Genomic DNA, 18,232 nt, shown 5'->3' with positions numbered 1-18,232 from the left:
CCGGAAGCGACCCGTATAGGCGCACCGGTGATCCAAACCGGGGATCTGCTGTGGCCGAGGCTGAGCGAACCGGGACATCACGGAAGTCCGGTCAGAGCCCTGAAAGCGACCAGGCCCGCTCGTCGTTCACCACTCGGTTGCCATGGACAACGAGGCGGAAGGGTATGCGAGAACGGTCCTGCTTACACCGTGGGCGAGCGCCTACTTGCTTCGGCGGCGAGATTGGCGGCCCCGTCGACAGAGCGATGCCGCAGAATGCGGACATGCTGAGTCGAAGACCCCCTAAGCAGCCGCCACTGAGCCTTTTCCAACCTGATGGCCTCGATCGGGATGCTCAGCTGGTCATTCGCCTTTGGTGTCAATTCGCTCCGCGGATTGGAGCAGGTACTCGGGCAGTTTCGAACTGGCCGCCAATACCTCGATGCCGATGAGGTGGCCCTGCTCGTCGAAGTCGAGGTTGATCATGCCGTCGACGTCCACTGGATCGCAGGGATACGTGCGCACGGACGCCTCGTGGGCCTGCGGTTCGGTGAGGTATACGTACGCTGCGTTGACGGTCTTGTCGTAGGTGACTCTGACGTCTGTCACGGTGAGCGGTCTCCCTTGCTGTCGTTGATGGTGGCGCTGTCTTCGTCCATGCCTCCGGCCGTAGCGAATTCAGGCTGCCGTGGGGAGGTGCAAGGCCAGGATGGCCTTGACGATGTCGGTGATGCGGGTGGTGCTGCAACGAAGTTTGTCAGCGGCCCCGGTAAGGCACCCGGATCGTCGCCTGAGCTCCCTGATATTCCTTGTCGGCCCACGTCCGGATGCCGGCTTGGGTGAGCGCTTCGATGATGCCGTGGGTTCGTGCCGCCTTGATGTCGTGGACGGCACCTGGCAGGGCAGGTGAGGCCCAGAGCAGGCGTCCGAACGCGTCGGCGATGACCTGGACGTTCATGCCGTGGCGCTTGTGCTTGCCAGAATAGTAGGGCGGTCGGCGGCAATGCGGTCGATGTGCAGCAGGGTGCCGTCCAGGACCACGAACGCCTTGTTGGCTGCGACGGTCATGGTCTGCTGGAGGGTGGGGGCAAGGCCGGCCAGGACCTCAACCGCCTCGACGATGTACCGGTAGACAGTGGCCAGCCCGATCCCGAAGCCGGCCGCGAGCTGGGCGTACGTGTGCCCGCAGCGCAGATGGGCCAGCGCGAGCAGAGCCTGTCGGTCCGCGGTCAGGCGGCGCCAGCGCGTGCCGCGCTCACGCCGCCGGACTCTCAGCAGGTCGGACAGATAGCGCAGGGTCGAGGTGGACAGATCGATACCCGATGGGTAGACAAGCATGTGAAGCTCCGGGCGGACAGGTTGATCTTGGTCGACAACCCATCTACCAGGAGCTTCACCTTTTCCTCAACGCCGCTCTCAGCCAACCGAAGTGCCAAGCAACCAGGTTGGAAAAGCCTCACTGACACGGATGACGAAGATGATTCAAAGTGGGGAGTGTCTTTTTCTTTGTGTATGCCCTGGTGTTGACGCTTGTTCTGAGCTGCGCTCCAGCAGAGGACTACTGTCTATGGCCGGGCGGAGGCAGACCGCATGATACCGGGGATGCTGTGCAATCGGTGAAAGTCGTACCAGCCTTCGATGAAATCGAGGGTGGTTGGTGCGGGCAGTGCCCCGGCTGGGCCAGGTGTCGTCGGTCATCGGGACGCCATCGGAGTCTGCCACTGGATGTCAGTGGTTCTGCCATGAGGTGTGTCAGTAGGCAGTGCTGTCGTCGTCGGTGAGGCGGAGGCTGTACCGGACGTCGTCGGCTAGGACGGCGGTGCCGTGGTCGGCGCGGACCAGGAGCCCGGCGTCGAGCAGGCCCGCGACGGTGGCGGCGGTCGGCTTCTCGGGGTCGGTGGAGACCGCCCCCTCGTAGGACGCCTGGAACAGCGTGGCCGTGTCCTGGTCGCTGAGTACGTCGCGCTGGAGCGGGGCGGTGGTACGGGTCCCGGGGGTTGCGCCACAGTTCGGTGTGGTTGGCGGGGTGGACCCAGTTCATCTGCCGGTCGGTGCGGACGTCCAGGCGCGGGCAGAGGGTGAAGTGGGCGAGGGCGGTGCGCCGCAAGGCGTACGGCCCGGCGAGGAAGTCGGCGATCAGCGGGCGGCCCGCATGGGCGAGCGCGTTGAGGAGAGCGACGGCGTCCGTGTCGGTGCCGGGCGCGTCCAGCACCGTCTGCACGGCACCCGCCCGGCCCGGCGCTCCGGGCGACTGCTGGCGGTCTCGATGGGAGGACCCGGACACCGGAAGGCCGCCGGTTCCGGCAGGCCGGTCGGGTGACAGGGCGTGGCGTTCGGCCGAACGGGCCGCCCGGCAGCACGGGGCGCGTGTCTTCCCGGCAGTACGGCAGGCCCGGCCGAGTATGTGGTGGTTCGGGACGAGCCGAACGCGTTCGGAGGAGAAAGGTACTTCACGTGGCGAGTACGACAAACCGGCCGGGCGGAAGCAGTGTCTGGACGGAATTGCGCGATGCGATCTCGACCAGATCCGTACTCGTTATGGCGGGGGTGCTCCTGCTCCAACTCGGCTTCGCTCTCTCCTACATGGGTGCCTTCCACGCCCCCAAGCCGCACCGGATCCCGATCGTGGTGGTCGCGCCGGTGGCCGTGGAGTCGGAGTTGGTGACCCGGCTCAACGCGCTGCCGGGCGAACCGTTGCACGTCAACGCTGTCTCGGACCGCGCGCAGGCGAGGTCCCGGCTCCTGGAGCGGAGCGCGGACGCGGCGCTCTTCGTCAACGCGACCGGACGCTCCGACACCCTGCTGGTCGCCACGGCGGGCGGACCGTCGGCGGCTGACGCTGCTGCGAAGGTCGTGCTGGCCGTCGAGCGATCCCAGAACCGCGCCATGGTGGTGAGGGACATCCGCCCGCCTGCAGCCGGCGACTCGCGCGGTCTGTCCTCCTTCTATCTGGTCCTCAGCTGGACGATCGGCGGCTATCTCGCCGCGTCGGCCCTGAACATGGCCGCCGGCTCGAAGCGGCCCACCCTGCGCCGCACCCTGGTGCGCCTCGCGGCGATGGTGCCGTACGCCTTTGTCTCAGGCATCGGCGGCGCGATCATCGTCGGGCCGGTACTGAACTGTCTGCCGGGTGCCTTCTGGGACCTCGTGGGGATCGGCACCCTGGTGGTGTTCGCCTCGGGTGCGGTGGGCGTGGCCCTGCAGTCGCTGGCCGGGACGGTGGGGCTGGGCCTCACCATTCTTATCTTCACCATCCTTGGAAACCCCAGCTCGGGCGGGGTTTACCCGTCCTCTCTGCTGCCCCCGTTCTGGGCGGCGATCGGTCAGGCCCTGCCACCGGGGGCTGGGACGACGGTGGTCCGCAACACCGTCTACTTCAACGGCAACGCGACCACCGGCGCCCTATGGATCCTCGGCGCCTGGGCTTTCGGCGGCATCGCCGTGGCGGTCCTGTCCGCCGCCATGCGCAACGAGCGACGGTCCCCGCGCCTCAACACTGCAGCAATGACCGACACGGGCCAAGACGCAGAACCTAACTCCGGCCCCACCTGATCGACGGATGCCTCACTGTCACCGGCCTGATCCTCACCCAACCGACCCCACCCCGAAAATCTCAGTAGCTCACATGGGGCCGTTGATCAGGGCCTGCCTGAACGCGTTCCACCCTCGATCGGTGTAGCGCAGGGCGGGCAGCTGCTTGTCCTTCGAATCGCGCAGAGCGATGCCGCCGGGCAGGCCGGTGATTTCCACGCACTGGCCTTCCCCGGCGCTGTATGAGGACTTGCGCCACTCCGCGTCGGTGAGGTCGTAGGTGTGCAGGTCGGCCTTGGCGGTGGTGCGGTTCACGATGGTTTTCCCTCTTTCATACGGTTGGTAAATGGGGGCCAGCGAGTCGCTGACCGGCAGAGCGGGTTGTTTGGCGAGTGGCCTTCCGCCCTCTCGTGCTCTCTCTCCCGCAGCGTCCCACCGCAGTTGTGCGGCCGGCTGAAGTTGCTGCGCTGAGCAAGCGGCGGTCAGCCGGCCTGCCGGTTGTCGCCCGGGGGATGTCCGCTGCGAACGTCCTCCACCAACTCCTCGATGAGCGCTTCTTCATAGGCGGGACGGCCCCGGGCGCGCATGGCTGTGGCCAGGGCAGGGTCCCACGGAATGGGGGCAACCTGTCCGGGCTCCAGCACGGTGGGCTGCAACGGCTCGGGGTGCAGGCTGGGGGCTTCCGGGTGGTCCGGCAAAGAAGGATGTCGCATTTTGGCCTGGGGACGCTGGGCCACTACGTCAAACTCGGCGAGGAGACCTCTGCCCGTCGCTGGTGTCCGCCCGGCCGCGCCCGCCACGAGATCAAGGGAGAACCATGGAATTCCGGCCGATTGAGCGCGTCCCGCAGGCGTTCCAGCAATCGGTGAGCGCCGAGGAGATCCGGGCGGTCTGCCACCGGGCCTTTAGTAACGGCGTCGAGCCGGTGTCCGCCGTCGAGCTGGGCACGGGCATGTACAACAACGTCTACCGCGTGACCCTGGCCGGGCGGGATCGGCCGGTGATCCTGCGGGTCGCGCCGGAGAAGACCCGCCAGTTCCGCAGTGAGCGCTACCTCATGCGGAACGAGTACGCGAGCCAGCCGTGGCTGGCGGTGATCGCGCCGTTGATGCCGCAGGTCCTCGCCGCGGACTGGTCGCACGAGGTGATCGGCCGGGACTGGATGATCCAGTCCCACCTGGACGGCATCGCGGCCCCGGAACACCTGGGGACGTATCCGCGTACGGCGTGGCCGGCGTTCTTCCGGCAGATGGGCGTCATCGCCCGCTCCGTGCACGATGTGCGGGGCCCGTACTTCGGGCCCGTCGGCGGCCCGGGGTACGGGACGTGGAGCGAAGCGGTGATCGCGTCGCTGGAGGAGATCGCCGCCGACGTGGACGGTGCCGGCCTGGATGCGGCCGACGTACGGAAGGCCGCCGCCGTGGCCGCGCACGACCGTGCAGTGCTCGACGAGGTCACCGAACCGGGGCTGCTCACCGGGGACCTGTGGACGGTCAACGTGATGCTCGACGCCGGGGCCGCGGAGCCCACGATCAACGGGGTTCTCGACCTGGACCGCACGTGGTGGGGCGACCCGGCTGCGGACTGGACGATCCGCATGGCGCTGGCGAAGCAGGACGAGCGCGTGGCGTTCTGGGAGGCGTACGGGGAGCGGGACCGCTCTTCCGCCGCAGTGTGGCGTTCACTGGTCTACGAGGTCCGACACCTCGGCGCCGTCCGTCTGGAGCGCCACCGGCTGGGCAACGCCGCCGGGGTGAAGACCAGCTACGACGCCGTGGCCGCGGTGCTGGCCGACCTGAGCTGACGCACATCATGGAGCTCGGGCCAGTCGAGAAGCAGACGGCCACCACCTCATCGAATGGACCGTCGATGACGACATCCACTGGGGACAGAACACGCGTTCAGCCTCCTGCCCCGAGCCAGGGATCCGGCAGAACGGGGACCGGCTGCTCCTGCGCGGCGTTGATGACAACGTTCGGGTTCACCTCGGCCATGACGGCGTCCAGGCTTCCCGCGTTCCTCAGATCGAGGGGGCATCATGCGGTCGGTGAGGCGTCGCTCGGCTCGTTCACGTACGTCGCGACCGTCGTGTGCCCTGCCATTCTCGCCTGCCGGACCAGCTCGGAACCCAGAAAGCCGCTGCCGCCGGGGATCAGAATGGTCAGTTGTGTAACCGGTAGCCCCGTGGACCGCATGGCAAAGGCGGTCACCCCGGTGTGTGGGTGTGACCGCCTTCGCCGTCAGCATCCCGGGCGATAGCGCCTGGGGCCGCCAGACGTAGCGGCCGTCGGCCTCGCACTCGTCGTTACGCTGCCCGTCGGTGCGCTCGGCCTCGGCGAAGCCGTGTCACTGGTAAAGCGCCGGGCCGGGCCGTTGACCTGGAACGTCCACAGCGACAGGCCGTCTGGCTGTTGCTGCTTGGCCGGGGGCATGAACCGGTCACCGAGTCCCCGGCCGCACCATCCCGATTCGAGGTCAAGCTGCTTTCTCCCCCTTGAGTACCAGGAGCCGACCACGCTGTTCCCGGTGACGGCTACCCAGGTCTCGTGTTGCGGCACGAGCACGCGGGCGAACCAGTCCCGCACCTCGGCTTTGCCGTGTGCGCAGCGCACGGTCGGCAGCGCCGCGGCGTAGGAGCGCAGCCACACGTCGGCCGCAGCGTGTGCGTCGGCGGCGTGGGCCCGGCGGAGGAGTATGTCGTCGCTGCTCATGGCGCGGGGCGGTTCTATTTCCCCGGACGCCCGAGCTGGTGGACGGTCCAGCCCGTCGTGCGCCAGGGTTCGGGGTCGAGGGTGGTGCGGCAGTCGACGAGCAGGGGGTTGGCCGGGCGCCCCACCAGAGCGTGGGGGTCGGCCTGCCGGTACTCGGGCCATTCGGTGGCGAGGACGACGAGGTCGGCGCCGTCGACGGAGGCCGCCAGGTCGGAGGTGTAGTCCAGCTCCGGGTTGCGGACCATGGCCGTGGGCACGGCCTGCGGGTCGTGGACGGTGACGGTGGCGCCGGCCTGTTGGAGGGCCTGGGAGAGGGCGAGGGCCGGGGATTCGCGTACGTCGTTGGTGCCGGGCTTGAACGCGGCGCCCCACACCGTGATCCGGGTGCCCTTGATGGGCCGGTCGCAAAGGGCGCGGGTGATGAGGCTGAGGGCGACGTCGGTGCGGTTCTCGTTGATCTCCTCGGCGGCGCGCAGGAGGGTCGCGGCCTGTTCGGCGCCGAGCTGCCGGGCGGATGCGGTGAAGGCGCGGACGTCCTTGGGGAGGCAGCCGCCGCCGTAGCCGATGCCGGGGCGCATGCCGCCGGCGCCAATGCGGGGGTCGATGCCGAGGATGTCCACGATCTGGGAGACGTCGCCGCCCGCGGCCTCGCACATGTCGGCGACGGCGTTGATGTAGCTGATCTTCAGGCCGAGGAAGGTGTTCGCGGCGCCCTTGGCCAGCTCGGCGGTCTGCGGGTCGGTGACGAAGATCGGAACGCCTGTGTCGATGATCCCGGCGTACACCGCGCGGATCGCCTTCTCACCCTCCGCGGTGGTGACGCCGGCGATGAGCCGGTCCGGGCGGAGGGTGTCCTCGACTGCGTGGCCTTCGCGCAGGAACTCCGGGTTCCATACGACGTCGACCTGGTTGCCGGCGGGGGCCAGGCGCTGGGCGAGGGCGGTGACCTGGGCGGTGGTGCCGACGGTGACGGTGGACTTCCCGACGATCGTGGACGCACGGTCGAGGTGGGGGGCGAGCTGGCGGATTGCGCCGAAGACCTGTGCGGTGTCGTAGGAGCGGCCGTCGGCGTCGATGGGGGTGCCGACGCCGATGAAGTGCAGCTCGGCGAAGTCGGCGGCCTCGCGGATGTCGGTGGTGAAGCGCAGACGTCCGCTCTGGGTGTGGCGGGCGAGCAGCTCGGGCAGGCCGGTCTCGTAGATGGGGCATTCGCCGGCGTTGAGTCGGTCGACCTTGGCCTGGTCGACGTCCACGCCGATGACCTCGTGGCCGAGTTCGGCCATCGCCGCAGCGTGCGGGATGCCGAGGTGCCCACAGCCGATCACGGAAACACGCATAGCAGGTCGTCCTTGTCTGCTCGGGGGCACACCGACTTCGGTGCGCCCCCGACGCTATCGGTTGGCGAGCAGGGCCAAAGTCGGGTTGCTCGCGGGTTCGTTGGAGTGTTCGATCGGGTGACCTCGGGTCCGGCCGGGGCGCCAGCCTTGTGACGGGCCGGGTTCAGTTCACGGCGTCCAGCGCGCCGGACAGTGCGGTAGTCAGGAACTTGATGTCCTTGTCCGTCGACGTCAGCGGGGGCGCAACAACGAGCCCTTCACTTTTGGGCACCCCGGCGCCGGTGAACGGGTAGAAGTACACGCCTCGTTCCTCCGCGGCCTTCATCACGGGCCAGAGCTGTCCCGGGGCTACCTCCACTCCATAGAGGAAGCCTCGCCCGCGGATGTCCTGCACCGGCCCGACGCCGTTCAGCGACGTCATGGCTTCCCCGAGGCGTTGGCTGCGTGCTGCAAGGCGGCGAAGTCCATCTCCTCCAGTTCGTCGAGGACGTCCAGGCATGCGGCTGCCATGAGGGGTGGGTGGCCATGGTGCCCATCGCGGGCAGTGGGTCGGCGTCCTCGTGCCGGACCCACCGGGCCGCCTCGGGGGAGACCAGCACTGCGCCGACGCTCGTGTATCCGGCGCCCAGCCCCTTGGAGAGGATCACGATGTCGGGCTCGCAACCGTCCCAGTGGTGGCTGGCGAGCGGTGCTCCGGTGTGCCACATCCCGGTCAGCACCTCGTCGTGGATCACAAGGACGTCCCGCTCCTGGCAGATCTCCGAGACCCGCCGGAGGTATCCGTCGGGCGGGACGAAGGCGCCGCCAGTGGTTTCGTTGATGGGTTCGATCAGCACCGCGGCAACGTTCTCGGCGCCGCGGCGGTCGATCTTCTGTGCGATCTCGTAGGCGCGCGAGGCGTCGCAACCGCGGTCCTCGTTGGCGTGCGTCGGCGGGGTAGGGTGCCGGGAATCCGGGACCGAGGTCGAGGGCGTCCTCCGGGCGTGGCCGGCGGGCGTGGTTGCCGGCCAGGGCGTGCGGGATGCCGGTGGCAGCGGCCTCGGTCAGGACGTGGAGGAGACCGGGGCGTCCCTCGGCCGGGCGGAATTCCTTGGGCAGGAGGCGCGACTAACCGTTGACGCGGGTGCCCAGTCCTCCGGCCGCGATCATCACTCCTGCGGGTTTGGTTGTCACTGATTCGTCCTTCGACTGATGTCGGCGAGCGCTAGCGTTGCGGGATGCATACGCGTGTAACGGGCGTCGTCGTCGAGGACGACGCGATTCTGCTGCTGGACCAGGACACAGAAGGGGTCCGGTCGTGGTCCCTGCCCGGAGTTCACTGGGCAAGTGGGTTGTCGGGATGACACTTGTCGGGGCTTGGGTCAGTCGCTCGGGCTCGACGAGCCACGGTGGGGAGGTTGGGTTCCACCCCAGGGTGAGCCTGAAGCCCGCTACCGATGACCTTGAAGCCCTGACGAGGAGGCCACGCGACCGGGCCCGCCCCCACGTCCGGCTGTCATCGGTGTGATGCGAGAACTCGGCCTTCAGGTGATACGAACCGGATCACGAGAGTCTAGCCCTGCCGGTCCAGCCATTCTGAAATCACGCGGTTGGTTTCTTCGGGCATTTCCCCCTGGATCCAGTGACCGCAGTCCAGGCCGACCACTTCCACGTTGGGCACGAACTCTGTCAGGGTCTCGGACCTCGGGACCGCAGGGTCCCGGTCGCCGTAGATCATGAGGGCGGGCTGCTTGATGATCGGGTCCGCGTCCGCCAGCTGGTGCCAGTTGCGGTCGAGGTTCCTGTACCAGTTGATGCCACCCGTGAATCCCGACGTCTCGAACGCGGAGATGATGACGGCGAGGTCGCTCTCGGTCATAGCGAGGTCACCGAGCGGTGTTTCCGCCTTGGCGAGATTGATAAATGCCATGCCCGGCTCAGGGGGCGCGGGGGGCACATTCTTCCGGTAGAGGTTGCGGATGAACTGGGAGGTATTGGCATCGAACACGGCGTCCGCGACGCCCGGCTGCCGGTTGAAGTGGACGAAATAGAAGTCACCGCCGAGGAAGGTTTCCATGACCTCGATCCACGGCGTTTCTCCGCGTTCCATGTAAGGCAGGCTCAGGTTGATCAGCTTGTTCACCCGGTCGGGGTGCAACAGGGTCAGGCTCCAGACGACGAATGCACCCCAGTCATGGCCGACGAAGGTGGCGTCCTCGTAGCCATAGTGGTCCAGGAGCGCGACGAGGTCACCCGTCAGGTGTTCGATGTCGTAGTCCGTCACCTCGGTCGGGCGGGATGAGCTGCCATATCCCCGCTGGTTCGGTGCGATGACGTGGTAGCCGGCTGCGGCGAGGACGGGCATCTGGTGACGCCAGGTGATGGCGTGCTCCGGCCAGCCGTGGCAGAGCACGATGGGCTTGCCCTTGTTTTCTCGGCCTGCTTCGAAGACTTCGAGCTCCACACCGTTGACCTGGATGAGGGTGGGCTCGGGAAATTCTGCGTGGTTGGACATTGCATTTCCTCTCTGGGGGCGTTCGCCGGTGGTCGACCTCCTCGATGAGGTCATGTCGCCAGCTTGCTCCCCAAACCGGTCACCTCATGACCGGTTTTTATGAGAGTTTTGTCTGTATGCGATCCGATCGGCTGGTGGCCATACTCCTCTTGCTCCAACGGCGCGAGCAGGTGACAGCCGCGGAGGTCTCCCGGGAGCTGGACGTCTCCGAGCGCACCGCCCGCCGTGACCTCGATGCCCTGGCCATGGCCGGGGTGCCCGTGTACTCCGTGCAGGGCCGAGGTGGCGGCTGGCGCCTCGTGGGCGGCGCTCGTACCGACCTTTCCGGGTTGACCGCCAGTGAGGCACGGGCCCTGTTCCTGGCTGTCGGTCCGGCCTCGGATGCGACGCCGGCGATGAAAGCGGCTCTGCGCAAACTCGTCCATGCTCTACCGAAGCCCTTCCAGTTGCAGGCCGAGGCAGCGGCGTCGTCGCTGGTCGTAGACCCGCAGCGATGGGGGGCGAGCCGGATCGAGCCCCGGCCGCCTCGCTTCCTCGACGAACTCCAGGACGCGGTGATCCGCGGCGTCCAGGTGTCGCTCGGCTACGTCGACAGCAAAGGCGTCGAAACCCGGAGAACCGTCCACCCGCTGGGCATCGTCGCCAAAGGTCCTGTGTGGTACCTCGTCTCCAACACCGAGACCGGCCGACGGGTCTTCCGGATCGACCGCGTGTCGTCCGCCGACCCGACCGGAGACCCTGTGCACCGACCCGGGGACTTCGACCTTGCCGAGAGCTGGAATGAGATCGCCAAAGAGGTCGATCGCAAACGAACGCCGCTGGAGGTCCAGGCGGTATGCACACCCGACGGGATAGGCATACTCCGGATGGCGCTCGGCGACCGGCTCGACGTGGGAGGTTCCGCGACCGACGGCCGGATCGAGGTCGTGATCCGCGGCCCCAATGAGTACATCCTCGCCGGCGAGCTCTCCGGGCTGGTCGAATGGGTCGAGGTGACCGGCCCTCCGAGTGTCCGAGACCGCCTGGCCTCGATCGGCAACGCCCTCGTCGAACGATACGGCCGGCAGCGCGCCAGCGGAGACCTTCACCCGTCTTGAAGCGGACGAGGCAGGCGTCGAGAACAGTTCCGCTCCATAGCGTGGGTTTGTCCGTTCCTGTGCAGTCACCTGGTCACGAGTCGGCGGGTCTGCCGGCCTGGCACGCTGCGGGTGGACCGTCTCGTGCCGGGCCGGCGTCGCCACGCACTCGGCGCACTTCCGGGGTCGAGGTCGCGACGGGCGGTGCAGGTTGTGGCGGCGGCTGGCGCCTCGTAGGCGGCGCTGTCGATCACCGGCCGTGGGCCATGGGCGGCTAGGGCCAGCCCGAGGGGTTCCCGGAGCGGCAGGTCCCGCGCTGGACGGCCGAGCTGGAGCGCTACGCGATCGCGCTCGGCCTGTTACAGCGGGCCCTCAGGTTCCAGGTCGCCGGAATGGCTTGAGCCGCACCCCCTCCAGGCTGTCGGCGATCAGCTGGTCCAACCGCCGCTCCCGAGTCTGGTCCAGCTTGGCACTGATCACATGGTGGATGGCCGACTTGCGGTAGGACGGCGCCTGCCCGCTGAACCACTCCCACGCCCGCGGTTCCGCCTGGAAGCGTGCCAGCTGCGCCGCCTCGAACTCCAAGACCGACTTCTCCTCGCGATCCCGGTCACGGGCTTCGAACACCGCGGTACCTGCCGGCCGCATGAGCCCCTGCGCGGTCAGCTCCTCGATCTTGCGGAGGTTGACCAGGCTCCAGATACTGCGCGGCCTGCGCGGAGTGAACCGGATCGTCCAGGAGAAGTCGTCAATCGGGCTCTGCCGGCCGTCGATCCAGCCGTAGCACAGGGCCTGGTCGACCGCCTCCGACCAGCTCAGGGTGGGCTTACCCGCTCCCTTCCTCCACATGCCCACCCGACATTCGGAGGCAGTCGCGTGGTGCTCCTCCAGCCAGTCCCGGAACTCCCCAGGACTTGAGAAGAAGATTGGCTCCATGCGCGGTGCTCCCGTCGGTCGTCTCGTCGGTTCCATTGAACCTGTCGGGTACGACAATCCGAGAGTTTCACCGCGCCGCCCGGGATCTGCGCCGGGGTGTCATCACCATGACGGGCAACCACAGGAGCCGAGCGGGGACGGATCGGCCGCAGGCCCCTCGTTCGGGGGAGCGGAAGAGGCGCGGGCCTCGCCAACGCGAGTGGACAGCCCAGCTCAAAGTGCGCTGACGATATCTTCCTCGTCCTCCGGGATCGGCGCGTTCGGATCGCGAGACGGGCTGTCGATCAACTTATCCGAATTGTTCTTCGACGCGCCTCGACACGCCTCGTCTCCTAGGCACTGTTTCTCGGATCATGTTCTGAGCCAGATGACGAGGGCTGCGAGGGTGACGGTGCCGAGGTAGATGTAGGCGCGTTTCTCGTAGCGGGTAGCGACGGCGCGGAAGCCCTTCAGGCGGTTGATTGCGCGTTCGACGGTGTTGCGTTTCTTGTAGCGCTCGCTGTCGAAACCGGTGGGACGACCGCCTCGGGAACCGCGATTCTTGCGGTGTCTCTGCTGGTCGCGGCGTTCGGGGATGGTGTGCCGGATGCCGCGTCGCCGCAGGTAACGACGGTTCTTCCGAGAGGTGTAGGCCTTGTCCGCCAGGACATGGTCGGGCCGGGTCCGAGGTCGGCCGACTCCGATGCGGGGCACGGAGACCTGCTCCAGCACTCGCTCGAACTGGGGGCCGTCACCGTAGTGTCCGGGCGTCAGGACGAGGGCGAGGGGCCGGCATCGCCCGTCGGCGGCAAGGTGGATCTTGGTGGTGAATCCGCCACGGGAACGTCCCAGACACTCGCCGATCTGACCACTTCCTCCAACCGGACCGTCAGTTTCCTCAACACCGGATCGACCTGGTTCGTCCCCCCAGCGATCCCCTTTTGAGGGGCCGCGACCGCCGTCGCCTTGCGCGCGCCGGCGGCGTGCTGGTGGGCCCGCACAGCTGTCGAGTCCACCGAGACGTCCCAGTCGATCTGGCCCGCGGCATCCTCGGCCGCCTGGATCCGCGACAGCAGCATCGCCCATGTTCCATCCGCTGACCAGCGGCGATGGCGTTTGTAGACGGTCTCCCACGGCCCGAACCGCTCCGGTAGATCCCTCCACTGCACGCCCGTCCGGACCCGGTAGAGCACCCCGTTGATCACCCGACGGTGGTCACTCCACCGGCCCCCGCGGGCCCCACCAGGAGGCAAGAACGACTCCAACCGGTCCCACTCCGCATTCGTCAGATCGCCACGGCCCATACAAACAGCCTGACCCCAACACCCCACGTACGTCAGGAGATCCGAGAAACAGTGCCTAGGCCAGAGCCCAGGCCGCTGGAGCGGCCCTAAGACCTGTCCCGTAAATGATCTCTGACTGGTGTGAACGTGGTCGGTGATCGATCCGACCGCTCGTCTATCCGGCGAGGTTGAGGTTGTGCATCCGGGCGATTCCGAGCATGGCGTAGTGGACGCCGTCGCCTTTGAGGCGGCAGTCGCGGAGGATCTTCCAGGTTTTCATGCGGGCGAAGACGTGCTCGACGCGGGCGCGGACTCGTTTGTGGGACTTGTTGTGAACCTGTTTCCAGTCGGGCAGCTCTTCGCCTTTGTGTCGTCGGTGGGGCATCACGAGCCCGGTGCCCGGATAGCCGCCGTCGGCGATCGTCATGGTCTTGCCGACGGCGGCCTTCGCGCCGGACTCCTCCCACGCCTTGCAGTCGTTGCGGTTTCCGGGCAACGGTCGGTCGACCGCGACGACGAGTCGGGTGTCGGCATCGATGACGACCTGGTGGTTCGTGGAGTACCTGTAGTTCTTGGACTGCTCGGCGATGGTGTGATCGCGGGTGGGCACCAGGGTGCCGTCCACGATGAGCACCGCGTCCTTGGCGAACCGCTGGCGGGGCTGGAGGGCGAGCATCGGCCCGAGGTGGTCGATGATCCGGTCCGCGGCCGACTTGGACACCCCGAACAGCGGAGCGAGCTGCCGCAAGGTCAGGTTCGTGCGCCAGTAGGCCGCGACCAGCAGGGCCCGGTCCTCCAGCGGCAGGCTCCACGGCCGACCCCTGCGGACCGCGTCCGCACCCTTACGCCGCAGAAGTGTCACCAACTTCCCGAATGAACGAGGGCTCAGCCCGGTGAACGGGGCTATCCAGACACCTCACGGCGCTGAGCCGTCAAGTCGGGACACCGGGTACGAGCTCACTGTTCGATTTGGAGGGCCCTGCCGGTGGTCATCAGAGAGCGTCCTTGATGTGGCCTCGGGCGAAGTCCCATGGAGCGGGTGCGTGGGTGGCCGCGTATTCGTCTGCGATGCCGAAGACGCTTCCGCATCCTGGGCATTCCGCCTGGCCGAACAGGTGCGGTAGCCCCCAGGCGAGCCGTTGCTGGCCATCTCGTACGGCCGTCTCGTGCAACATCCTCCCGGTGCCGGTCAGCTTGTCCGGGGTGGCCGGCCGGAGCGGGACCTGGTGGACATCCCCCAGATTCCAGTCGCGGATCGAGGAGTAGCAGCCGTAGTCGCCGATTGCGATCGTCACCGGTGCGTCGCAGTGCGGACATGCGACAGTGACGAAGGAATCGGTGAAGTCGTCCAGGGCCTCGAACCACAAGGGCTGGCCGTCGAACGCGAGCATGGTCCGCAACCGGCTCAGGTAGATCTTCCCGGTCAGGCCAGGCCGCAGCCGGGCCGCGGCCAGGGCGCGAAGCTCGGCCAAGGTCGCCGCACGGCGGGCGACTTCTTCGTCGGCGCCGTGTGGTTGAAGGAGGCCACCTGCTATGGCTCCGGCCAGATCGAGCGCCCAGTGCCCGGCGTTCTCGGTTTTCGCGATGTCCGCCAGTCGCGGCAGTGCGGCGATGCTCGCCGGGGTGATCGTCCCCTGGTGGCACAAGCGCCCCCAAAGCCCGTCGATGGCCTCCTGGTCACGACCGACAGCTCGGTCCAGCAACACGGGTATCGCGTGGGCCGGGCCGTAGGCGTCGTGGAGTGTGGACCAGTCGATCATCCGGTGATTCAAGCATGCTGCGGAGCGACCTCCGGGAGGCGGTGAGTCGGCGGGATCACCTACGCCACCGCCAGTGCTGGGGCCTGCGGCGTCGGGAACGCGGTGAGTTCATCGAACAGATGACCGTTCTTGAGGCAGTGGTGGAGCTGGCCCAGCATCCGGTTGAACAGATTGCGCTGGCCAGCGGCGTGCCAGTTGTCGGCGTACTCCTGTGAGTGCTCCACCAAGTACGGAGATACGTGCACCAGCAGGGAGGCTGTGAGCCAGTCACGTCATCGCGAGGGCATGACGGTGGCAGGGCGGTGAACTTCCAGGATGACTGCGGTGCCGGCCACAGTTCGGTCCTCGTGCATGGTTATCTGCTGGCCGGGCCGGACGTGCGTCCAGTGGGAGGGGGTGAGGGGCACGAGGCGAACCGTGGCTCGGCCGCCGGGCTCGAGAACGGGCATGTTCTCAACCCAGAGCGAGGCGATGCTCACCGCACGTTCACCGGTGGGTGAGAGGTGTCCGGTGTCCCACATGGGTCGCAGAACACCGGCGCCGGAGATTGGCGTCGTGCGTCGCGCCTCGGCGGCAGGACGGAGCGTCAGACCCGCCCGGATCACGCCGTTGCGGATCTCGGAGCAACGCCAATGGCACCAAGCCGCGCTCCGCTCAAGCCGGAGCTGCTCAGCCGCTTTGGCGAGCTTCTCCCAAAACGCCAGAGGGAGCGAGCGACCGTCCCCGAGCTCCTCCAGCAGGCCCAGGGCGATCTCCCACTCGTCGTGGACGAGGTAGTCCCAGATATCTCGCACCGTGATGTCGTTCTCGGTGGCGGTCTCTTCCGGAACCAGCAGGGAAGCTGATTCGAGCAGCTCAGGGACGTCCATGCGCTCATTGTCGACCAGGTCGTTGTCAGGCTGCGCTTTCCTGGTCTCGCTCGATGGCAGCGAGCCGGTTCTTGAGCCGGTAACTGGGGCCGTTGATGGAGATCACGTCGCAGTGGTGCAGGAGGCGGTCGAGGATGGCGGTGGCCAGGACCTCGTCGCCGAACACTTGTCCCCATTCGCTGAAGGTTTTGTTCGAAGTCAGGATGATCGAGCCCTTTTCGTAGCGCTTTGAGATCACCTGGAAGACCAGGTTGGCCTCGGCGCGTTCGAGGGGCTGGTAGCCCACCTCGTCGACCACGAGGACAGCCGGTCGGAGGTAGCTGCCGAGCTTGCTGCTCAGCCGCCCGGCGGCCTCGGCGGTCTTGAGGTTGCGGACCATGTCGTCGAGGCTGGTGAAGTAGATCGAGTATCCGGCCCGGCAGGCCGCGACCGCGAGAGCGACGGCGATGTGTGTCTTGCCCACTCCCGGCGGCCCGAGCAGAGCTGCGTTGGCCTTGGCCTCGATGAAGGAGAGAGTGGCAAGGTCCTTGACCTTGCGTGGGTCGAGCTCGGGCTGGAACGAGAAGTCGTAGTCGTCCAGCGTTTTGTGGTGCGGGAGCTTCGAGATCCGCAGGCCGGTGCGGAAGCGGCGATCTTCACGGACCGCGAGCTCTTCGGAGAGGACCAGGTCGATGAAGTCGAGGTAGCCCATCTTGGCCTCGTCAGCCCGCTGAGCGTACTGAGTCAGGGCGTCGGCCAGGTGGGGCAGTCCCAGCTTGCCGGCCGTGTTGCGGATGCGGGTGGAGACCAACTCGTTCAAGACGTTTCCCTCGTGCTCGGCTTGGTGGTGAAGGGGCGGGTGCCGGTCAGCTCGTCATAGACCGACAGGGGCCGACGGCCGACCTCGACCTGGGTGACCGCGGTCCGGTTCAGCAGGGCCGCCAGCGGCCCGGATTCGGGTCCTGTGTTCTGCCGGCGGGCCCGGGGCAGGCTCCCATCGCCGGCTGTGACGCGGCGGCCGGATCCCGTGGGCAGACCGTCCCAGTGCTTCTCATCCACGATGCGGGCGCCCCGGCCGACCGCCCGCGGATGGGTGGCCAGCAGGGTCTCGCCACTGTGACCGGGGACGGTGGCATGCAGCATGATCTGGGACTTCGTGGCCCTGACCTCGACCAGCTGGCGAGGGCGGACCCTGCGGGCCGGCACCGAGTAGAGGTTCGCGTCGAAGGCGACGAGGCAGTCCTTGCCGACGTAGCGAAGGTGCCGCTGCGTGACCACATAAGGCGTCTGCGGCAGCGGCCTCAGGGCCACGTGGTCGCGGACCGCCCGCAGGCCGATGACCTCGCCATGGGTGCCGTGGACCTTCGCCCGCCGCATCGGAACCCAGGCGGTGAACGCGGCGTTCATTTCCTCGATGGAGGAGAAGGCGCGTCCGGCCAGGACGTGATCGCGGACGATCAGCACCTGCCGCTCGACCCGGCCTTTCCCCGTGGGCCGGTAGGCGGCAAGCACGTCGGGATCAAAGTCGTAATGCCCGGCGAACGCGACGGCCTCGGGATGCAGTGGGACCGCCTCACCTGGTGCGACATGCCGACGGACCACCGTTTTCGTGCGGTCGTAGACGATCGACATCGGCACCCCGCCGAAGTGCGCGAACCCCTGACGGTGGCAGTCGAAGAAGGTGGCCAGGTCCTGGCTGGTGGTGAAGCAGCAGAACGGATCACGCGAGTAGGACAACGTCATGTGGAACGAGTAGACCTTCGGGATGCCCACGTGAGCGAGGATCTTGCCCTCGTCACCCCAGTCGACCTGCGCCTGGGCCCCTGGCACCACCTCGAACCGGCGGTGCAGCCCCGCCAGCTCACTCGGGCTGATGCCCAGTTCCTCCGCGATACGGGGCCGGGCCTCCTGCAAGTAGATCTTGACGCGCTGGTAGTTGATCGTGAACCCGTACTCCGCCACCAGGCGTTCGTGGATCACCGCACCCTTGAGCAGGATCTCGGCCCGCAGCATCGCGTCGATCAACGGCGCGACCTCGTCCACCACCCGCTGGTACGGCTGACCGTTGGAAGCCCGCCGCGGCGGCGCGACCGGCGACTCGCCCGACAAGTACTTGCCGACCGTACGACGGTTCAGCCCGGTCTCCTTCGCGATCTGCCGCAAGCTCATCGCACCGGACTCATACAGACCGCGAAACCGCCTCAACTCCAACCAGCGATGCGGATCCAGAACCACCCTCGCCGCCCTCCGCCGACCCTGAACAGACGACAGCAGACTCCCGCGGCACCCGCTTCACCG

The 18,232-nt window shown here is 67.5% G+C and carries 18 protein-coding genes and 4 pseudogenes; 5 read left to right on the top strand and 17 right to left on the bottom strand.

Annotated elements, in window-relative coordinates:
* Positions 1-342: 342 nt before the first annotated feature.
* Together OG782_RS00400 and OG782_RS00395 are read right to left on the bottom strand one after the other, a co-directional pair.
* Positions 343-588, bottom strand: coding sequence for a DUF2283 domain-containing protein (locus OG782_RS00400; RefSeq protein ID WP_406447182.1), 246 nt, complete (start codon positions 586-588; stop codon positions 343-345).
* 69 nt (positions 589-657) lie between these two features.
* A pseudogene (locus tag OG782_RS00395) lies at positions 658-1,317 on the bottom strand (transposase family protein).
* 688 nt (positions 1,318-2,005) lie between these two features.
* Here OG782_RS00395 and OG782_RS00390 point away from each other — a divergent pair.
* Positions 2,006-2,299: a hypothetical protein gene (locus tag OG782_RS00390; protein WP_406447181.1), complete on the top strand. Its 294-nt coding sequence runs from the start codon at positions 2,006-2,008 to the stop codon at positions 2,297-2,299.
* Positions 2,300-2,481: 182 nt separating this feature from the next.
* On the top strand, positions 2,482-3,531 hold the full coding sequence (locus OG782_RS00385; protein ID WP_406458763.1) for a DUF3533 domain-containing protein: 1,050 nt from the start codon (positions 2,482-2,484) through the stop codon (positions 3,529-3,531).
* Positions 3,532-3,600: 69 nt separating this feature from the next.
* Here OG782_RS00385 and OG782_RS00380 read toward each other — a convergent pair whose 3' ends face one another.
* Entirely contained in the window at positions 3,601-3,825 is a 225-nt protein-coding gene (locus OG782_RS00380) for a DUF397 domain-containing protein (protein WP_406447179.1), read from the bottom strand.
* Between the two features lie 167 nt (positions 3,826-3,992).
* Positions 3,993-4,208: a DUF2399 domain-containing protein gene (locus OG782_RS00375; RefSeq protein WP_406447177.1), complete on the bottom strand. Its 216-nt coding sequence runs from the start codon at positions 4,206-4,208 to the stop codon at positions 3,993-3,995.
* A gap of 119 nt (positions 4,209-4,327) precedes the next feature.
* On the opposite strand from OG782_RS00375, the gene OG782_RS00370 reads away from it, so the two are divergent.
* Positions 4,328-5,314 carry a phosphotransferase family protein gene (locus tag OG782_RS00370; RefSeq protein ID WP_406447176.1) on the top strand — a complete coding sequence of 329 codons (987 nt, stop codon included), beginning with the start codon at positions 4,328-4,330 and terminating at the stop codon, positions 5,312-5,314.
* A gap of 461 nt (positions 5,315-5,775) precedes the next feature.
* On the opposite strand, the pseudogene OG782_RS00365 reads toward OG782_RS00370, so the two are convergent.
* The 4 genes and pseudogenes from OG782_RS00365 to OG782_RS00350 form a co-directional block, all read right to left on the bottom strand.
* Positions 5,776-6,221 (bottom strand): annotated as a pseudogene (locus OG782_RS00365) (GNAT family N-acetyltransferase); the annotation flags it as partial.
* 14 nt (positions 6,222-6,235) lie between these two features.
* A complete protein-coding gene (locus OG782_RS00360; protein ID WP_406447175.1) occupies positions 6,236-7,558 on the bottom strand; it encodes a UDP-glucose dehydrogenase family protein in 1,323 nt (440 codons plus the stop codon).
* Positions 7,559-7,721: 163 nt separating this feature from the next.
* On the bottom strand, positions 7,722-7,979 hold the full coding sequence (locus OG782_RS00355) for a hypothetical protein (RefSeq protein WP_406447174.1): 258 nt from the start codon (positions 7,977-7,979) through the stop codon (positions 7,722-7,724).
* Positions 7,980-8,139: 160 nt separating this feature from the next.
* Positions 8,140-8,592, bottom strand: a pseudogene (locus OG782_RS00350) (aminotransferase class III-fold pyridoxal phosphate-dependent enzyme); the annotation flags it as partial.
* Positions 8,593-8,775: 183 nt separating this feature from the next.
* On the opposite strand from OG782_RS00350, the gene OG782_RS00345 reads away from it, so the two are divergent.
* Entirely contained in the window at positions 8,776-8,901 is a 126-nt protein-coding gene (locus tag OG782_RS00345) for a hypothetical protein (protein ID WP_406447172.1), read from the top strand.
* Positions 8,902-9,110: 209 nt separating this feature from the next.
* Here OG782_RS00345 and OG782_RS00340 read toward each other — a convergent pair whose 3' ends face one another.
* Entirely contained in the window at positions 9,111-10,052 is a 942-nt protein-coding gene (locus tag OG782_RS00340) for an alpha/beta fold hydrolase (protein WP_406447170.1), read from the bottom strand.
* Positions 10,053-10,168: 116 nt separating this feature from the next.
* Here OG782_RS00340 and OG782_RS00335 point away from each other — a divergent pair, with 116 nt between their 5' ends.
* A complete protein-coding gene (locus tag OG782_RS00335) occupies positions 10,169-11,149 on the top strand; it encodes a helix-turn-helix transcriptional regulator (RefSeq protein WP_406458761.1) in 981 nt (326 codons plus the stop codon).
* A gap of 351 nt (positions 11,150-11,500) precedes the next feature.
* Here the strand turns inward: OG782_RS00335 and OG782_RS00330 are convergent, their stop codons facing one another.
* The 8 genes and pseudogenes from OG782_RS00330 to istA form a co-directional block, all read right to left on the bottom strand.
* The gene (locus OG782_RS00330; protein ID WP_406447169.1) at positions 11,501-12,064 is read right to left on the bottom strand and encodes a YdeI family protein; all 564 of its coding nucleotides are present in this window, start codon (positions 12,062-12,064) and stop codon (positions 11,501-11,503) included.
* A 351-nt stretch (positions 12,065-12,415) separates the two neighbouring features.
* Positions 12,416-13,347 (bottom strand): annotated as a pseudogene (locus OG782_RS00325) (IS5 family transposase).
* A 154-nt stretch (positions 13,348-13,501) separates the two neighbouring features.
* Positions 13,502-14,233: a transposase gene (locus OG782_RS00320; protein WP_406458759.1), complete on the bottom strand. Its 732-nt coding sequence runs from the start codon at positions 14,231-14,233 to the stop codon at positions 13,502-13,504.
* Positions 14,234-14,318: 85 nt separating this feature from the next.
* Positions 14,319-15,086, bottom strand: coding sequence for a hypothetical protein (locus OG782_RS00315; RefSeq protein ID WP_406447167.1), 768 nt, complete (start codon positions 15,084-15,086; stop codon positions 14,319-14,321).
* 59 nt (positions 15,087-15,145) lie between these two features.
* The gene (locus tag OG782_RS00310; RefSeq protein ID WP_406447165.1) at positions 15,146-15,331 is read right to left on the bottom strand and encodes a hypothetical protein; all 186 of its coding nucleotides are present in this window, start codon (positions 15,329-15,331) and stop codon (positions 15,146-15,148) included.
* A 27-nt stretch (positions 15,332-15,358) separates the two neighbouring features.
* Positions 15,359-15,955 (bottom strand): hypothetical protein, encoded by a 597-nt coding sequence (locus OG782_RS00305; RefSeq protein WP_406447163.1) that lies wholly within the window; start codon positions 15,953-15,955, stop codon positions 15,359-15,361.
* A 25-nt stretch (positions 15,956-15,980) separates the two neighbouring features.
* On the bottom strand, positions 15,981-16,754 hold the full coding sequence (istB, locus tag OG782_RS00300; RefSeq protein WP_406447162.1) for an IS21-like element helper ATPase IstB: 774 nt from the start codon (positions 16,752-16,754) through the stop codon (positions 15,981-15,983).
* The gene (istA, locus tag OG782_RS00295; RefSeq protein WP_406447160.1) at positions 16,751-18,169 is read right to left on the bottom strand and encodes an IS21 family transposase; all 1,419 of its coding nucleotides are present in this window, start codon (positions 18,167-18,169) and stop codon (positions 16,751-16,753) included. The genes istB and istA overlap by 4 nt, the downstream gene beginning before the upstream one ends.
* Between the last annotated feature and the right edge of the window lie 63 nt (positions 18,170-18,232).

The organism is Streptomyces sp. NBC_00876, from assembly GCF_045207435.1.
Classification (GTDB): Bacteria; Actinomycetota; Actinomycetes; order Streptomycetales; family Streptomycetaceae; genus Streptomyces.
The sequence above is the reverse complement of the archived record's forward strand: the minus strand, read 5'-3'. Positions and strand labels throughout refer to the sequence as shown.

Bases quoted from the DNA above. Each gene is read 5' to 3' on its own strand.
- OG782_RS00370 (WP_406447176.1), top strand. From the start codon at position 4,328: ATGGAATTCCGGCCGATTGAGCGCGTCCCGCAGGCGTTCCAGCAATCG.
- OG782_RS00360 (WP_406447175.1), bottom strand. From the start codon at position 7,558: ATGCGTGTTTCCGTGATCGGCTGTGGGCACCTCGGCATCCCGCACGCT.
- OG782_RS00355 (WP_406447174.1), bottom strand. From the start codon at position 7,979: ATGACGTCGCTGAACGGCGTCGGGCCGGTGCAGGACATCCGCGGGCGA.
- OG782_RS00345 (WP_406447172.1), top strand. From the start codon at position 8,776: ATGCATACGCGTGTAACGGGCGTCGTCGTCGAGGACGACGCGATTCTG.
- OG782_RS00340 (WP_406447170.1), bottom strand. From the start codon at position 10,052: ATGTCCAACCACGCAGAATTTCCCGAGCCCACCCTCATCCAGGTCAAC.
- OG782_RS00335 (WP_406458761.1), top strand. From the start codon at position 10,169: ATGCGATCCGATCGGCTGGTGGCCATACTCCTCTTGCTCCAACGGCGC.
- OG782_RS00330 (WP_406447169.1), bottom strand. From the start codon at position 12,064: ATGGAGCCAATCTTCTTCTCAAGTCCTGGGGAGTTCCGGGACTGGCTG.
- OG782_RS00315 (WP_406447167.1), bottom strand. From the start codon at position 15,086: ATGATCGACTGGTCCACACTCCACGACGCCTACGGCCCGGCCCACGCG.
- OG782_RS00305 (WP_406447163.1), bottom strand. From the start codon at position 15,955: ATGGACGTCCCTGAGCTGCTCGAATCAGCTTCCCTGCTGGTTCCGGAA.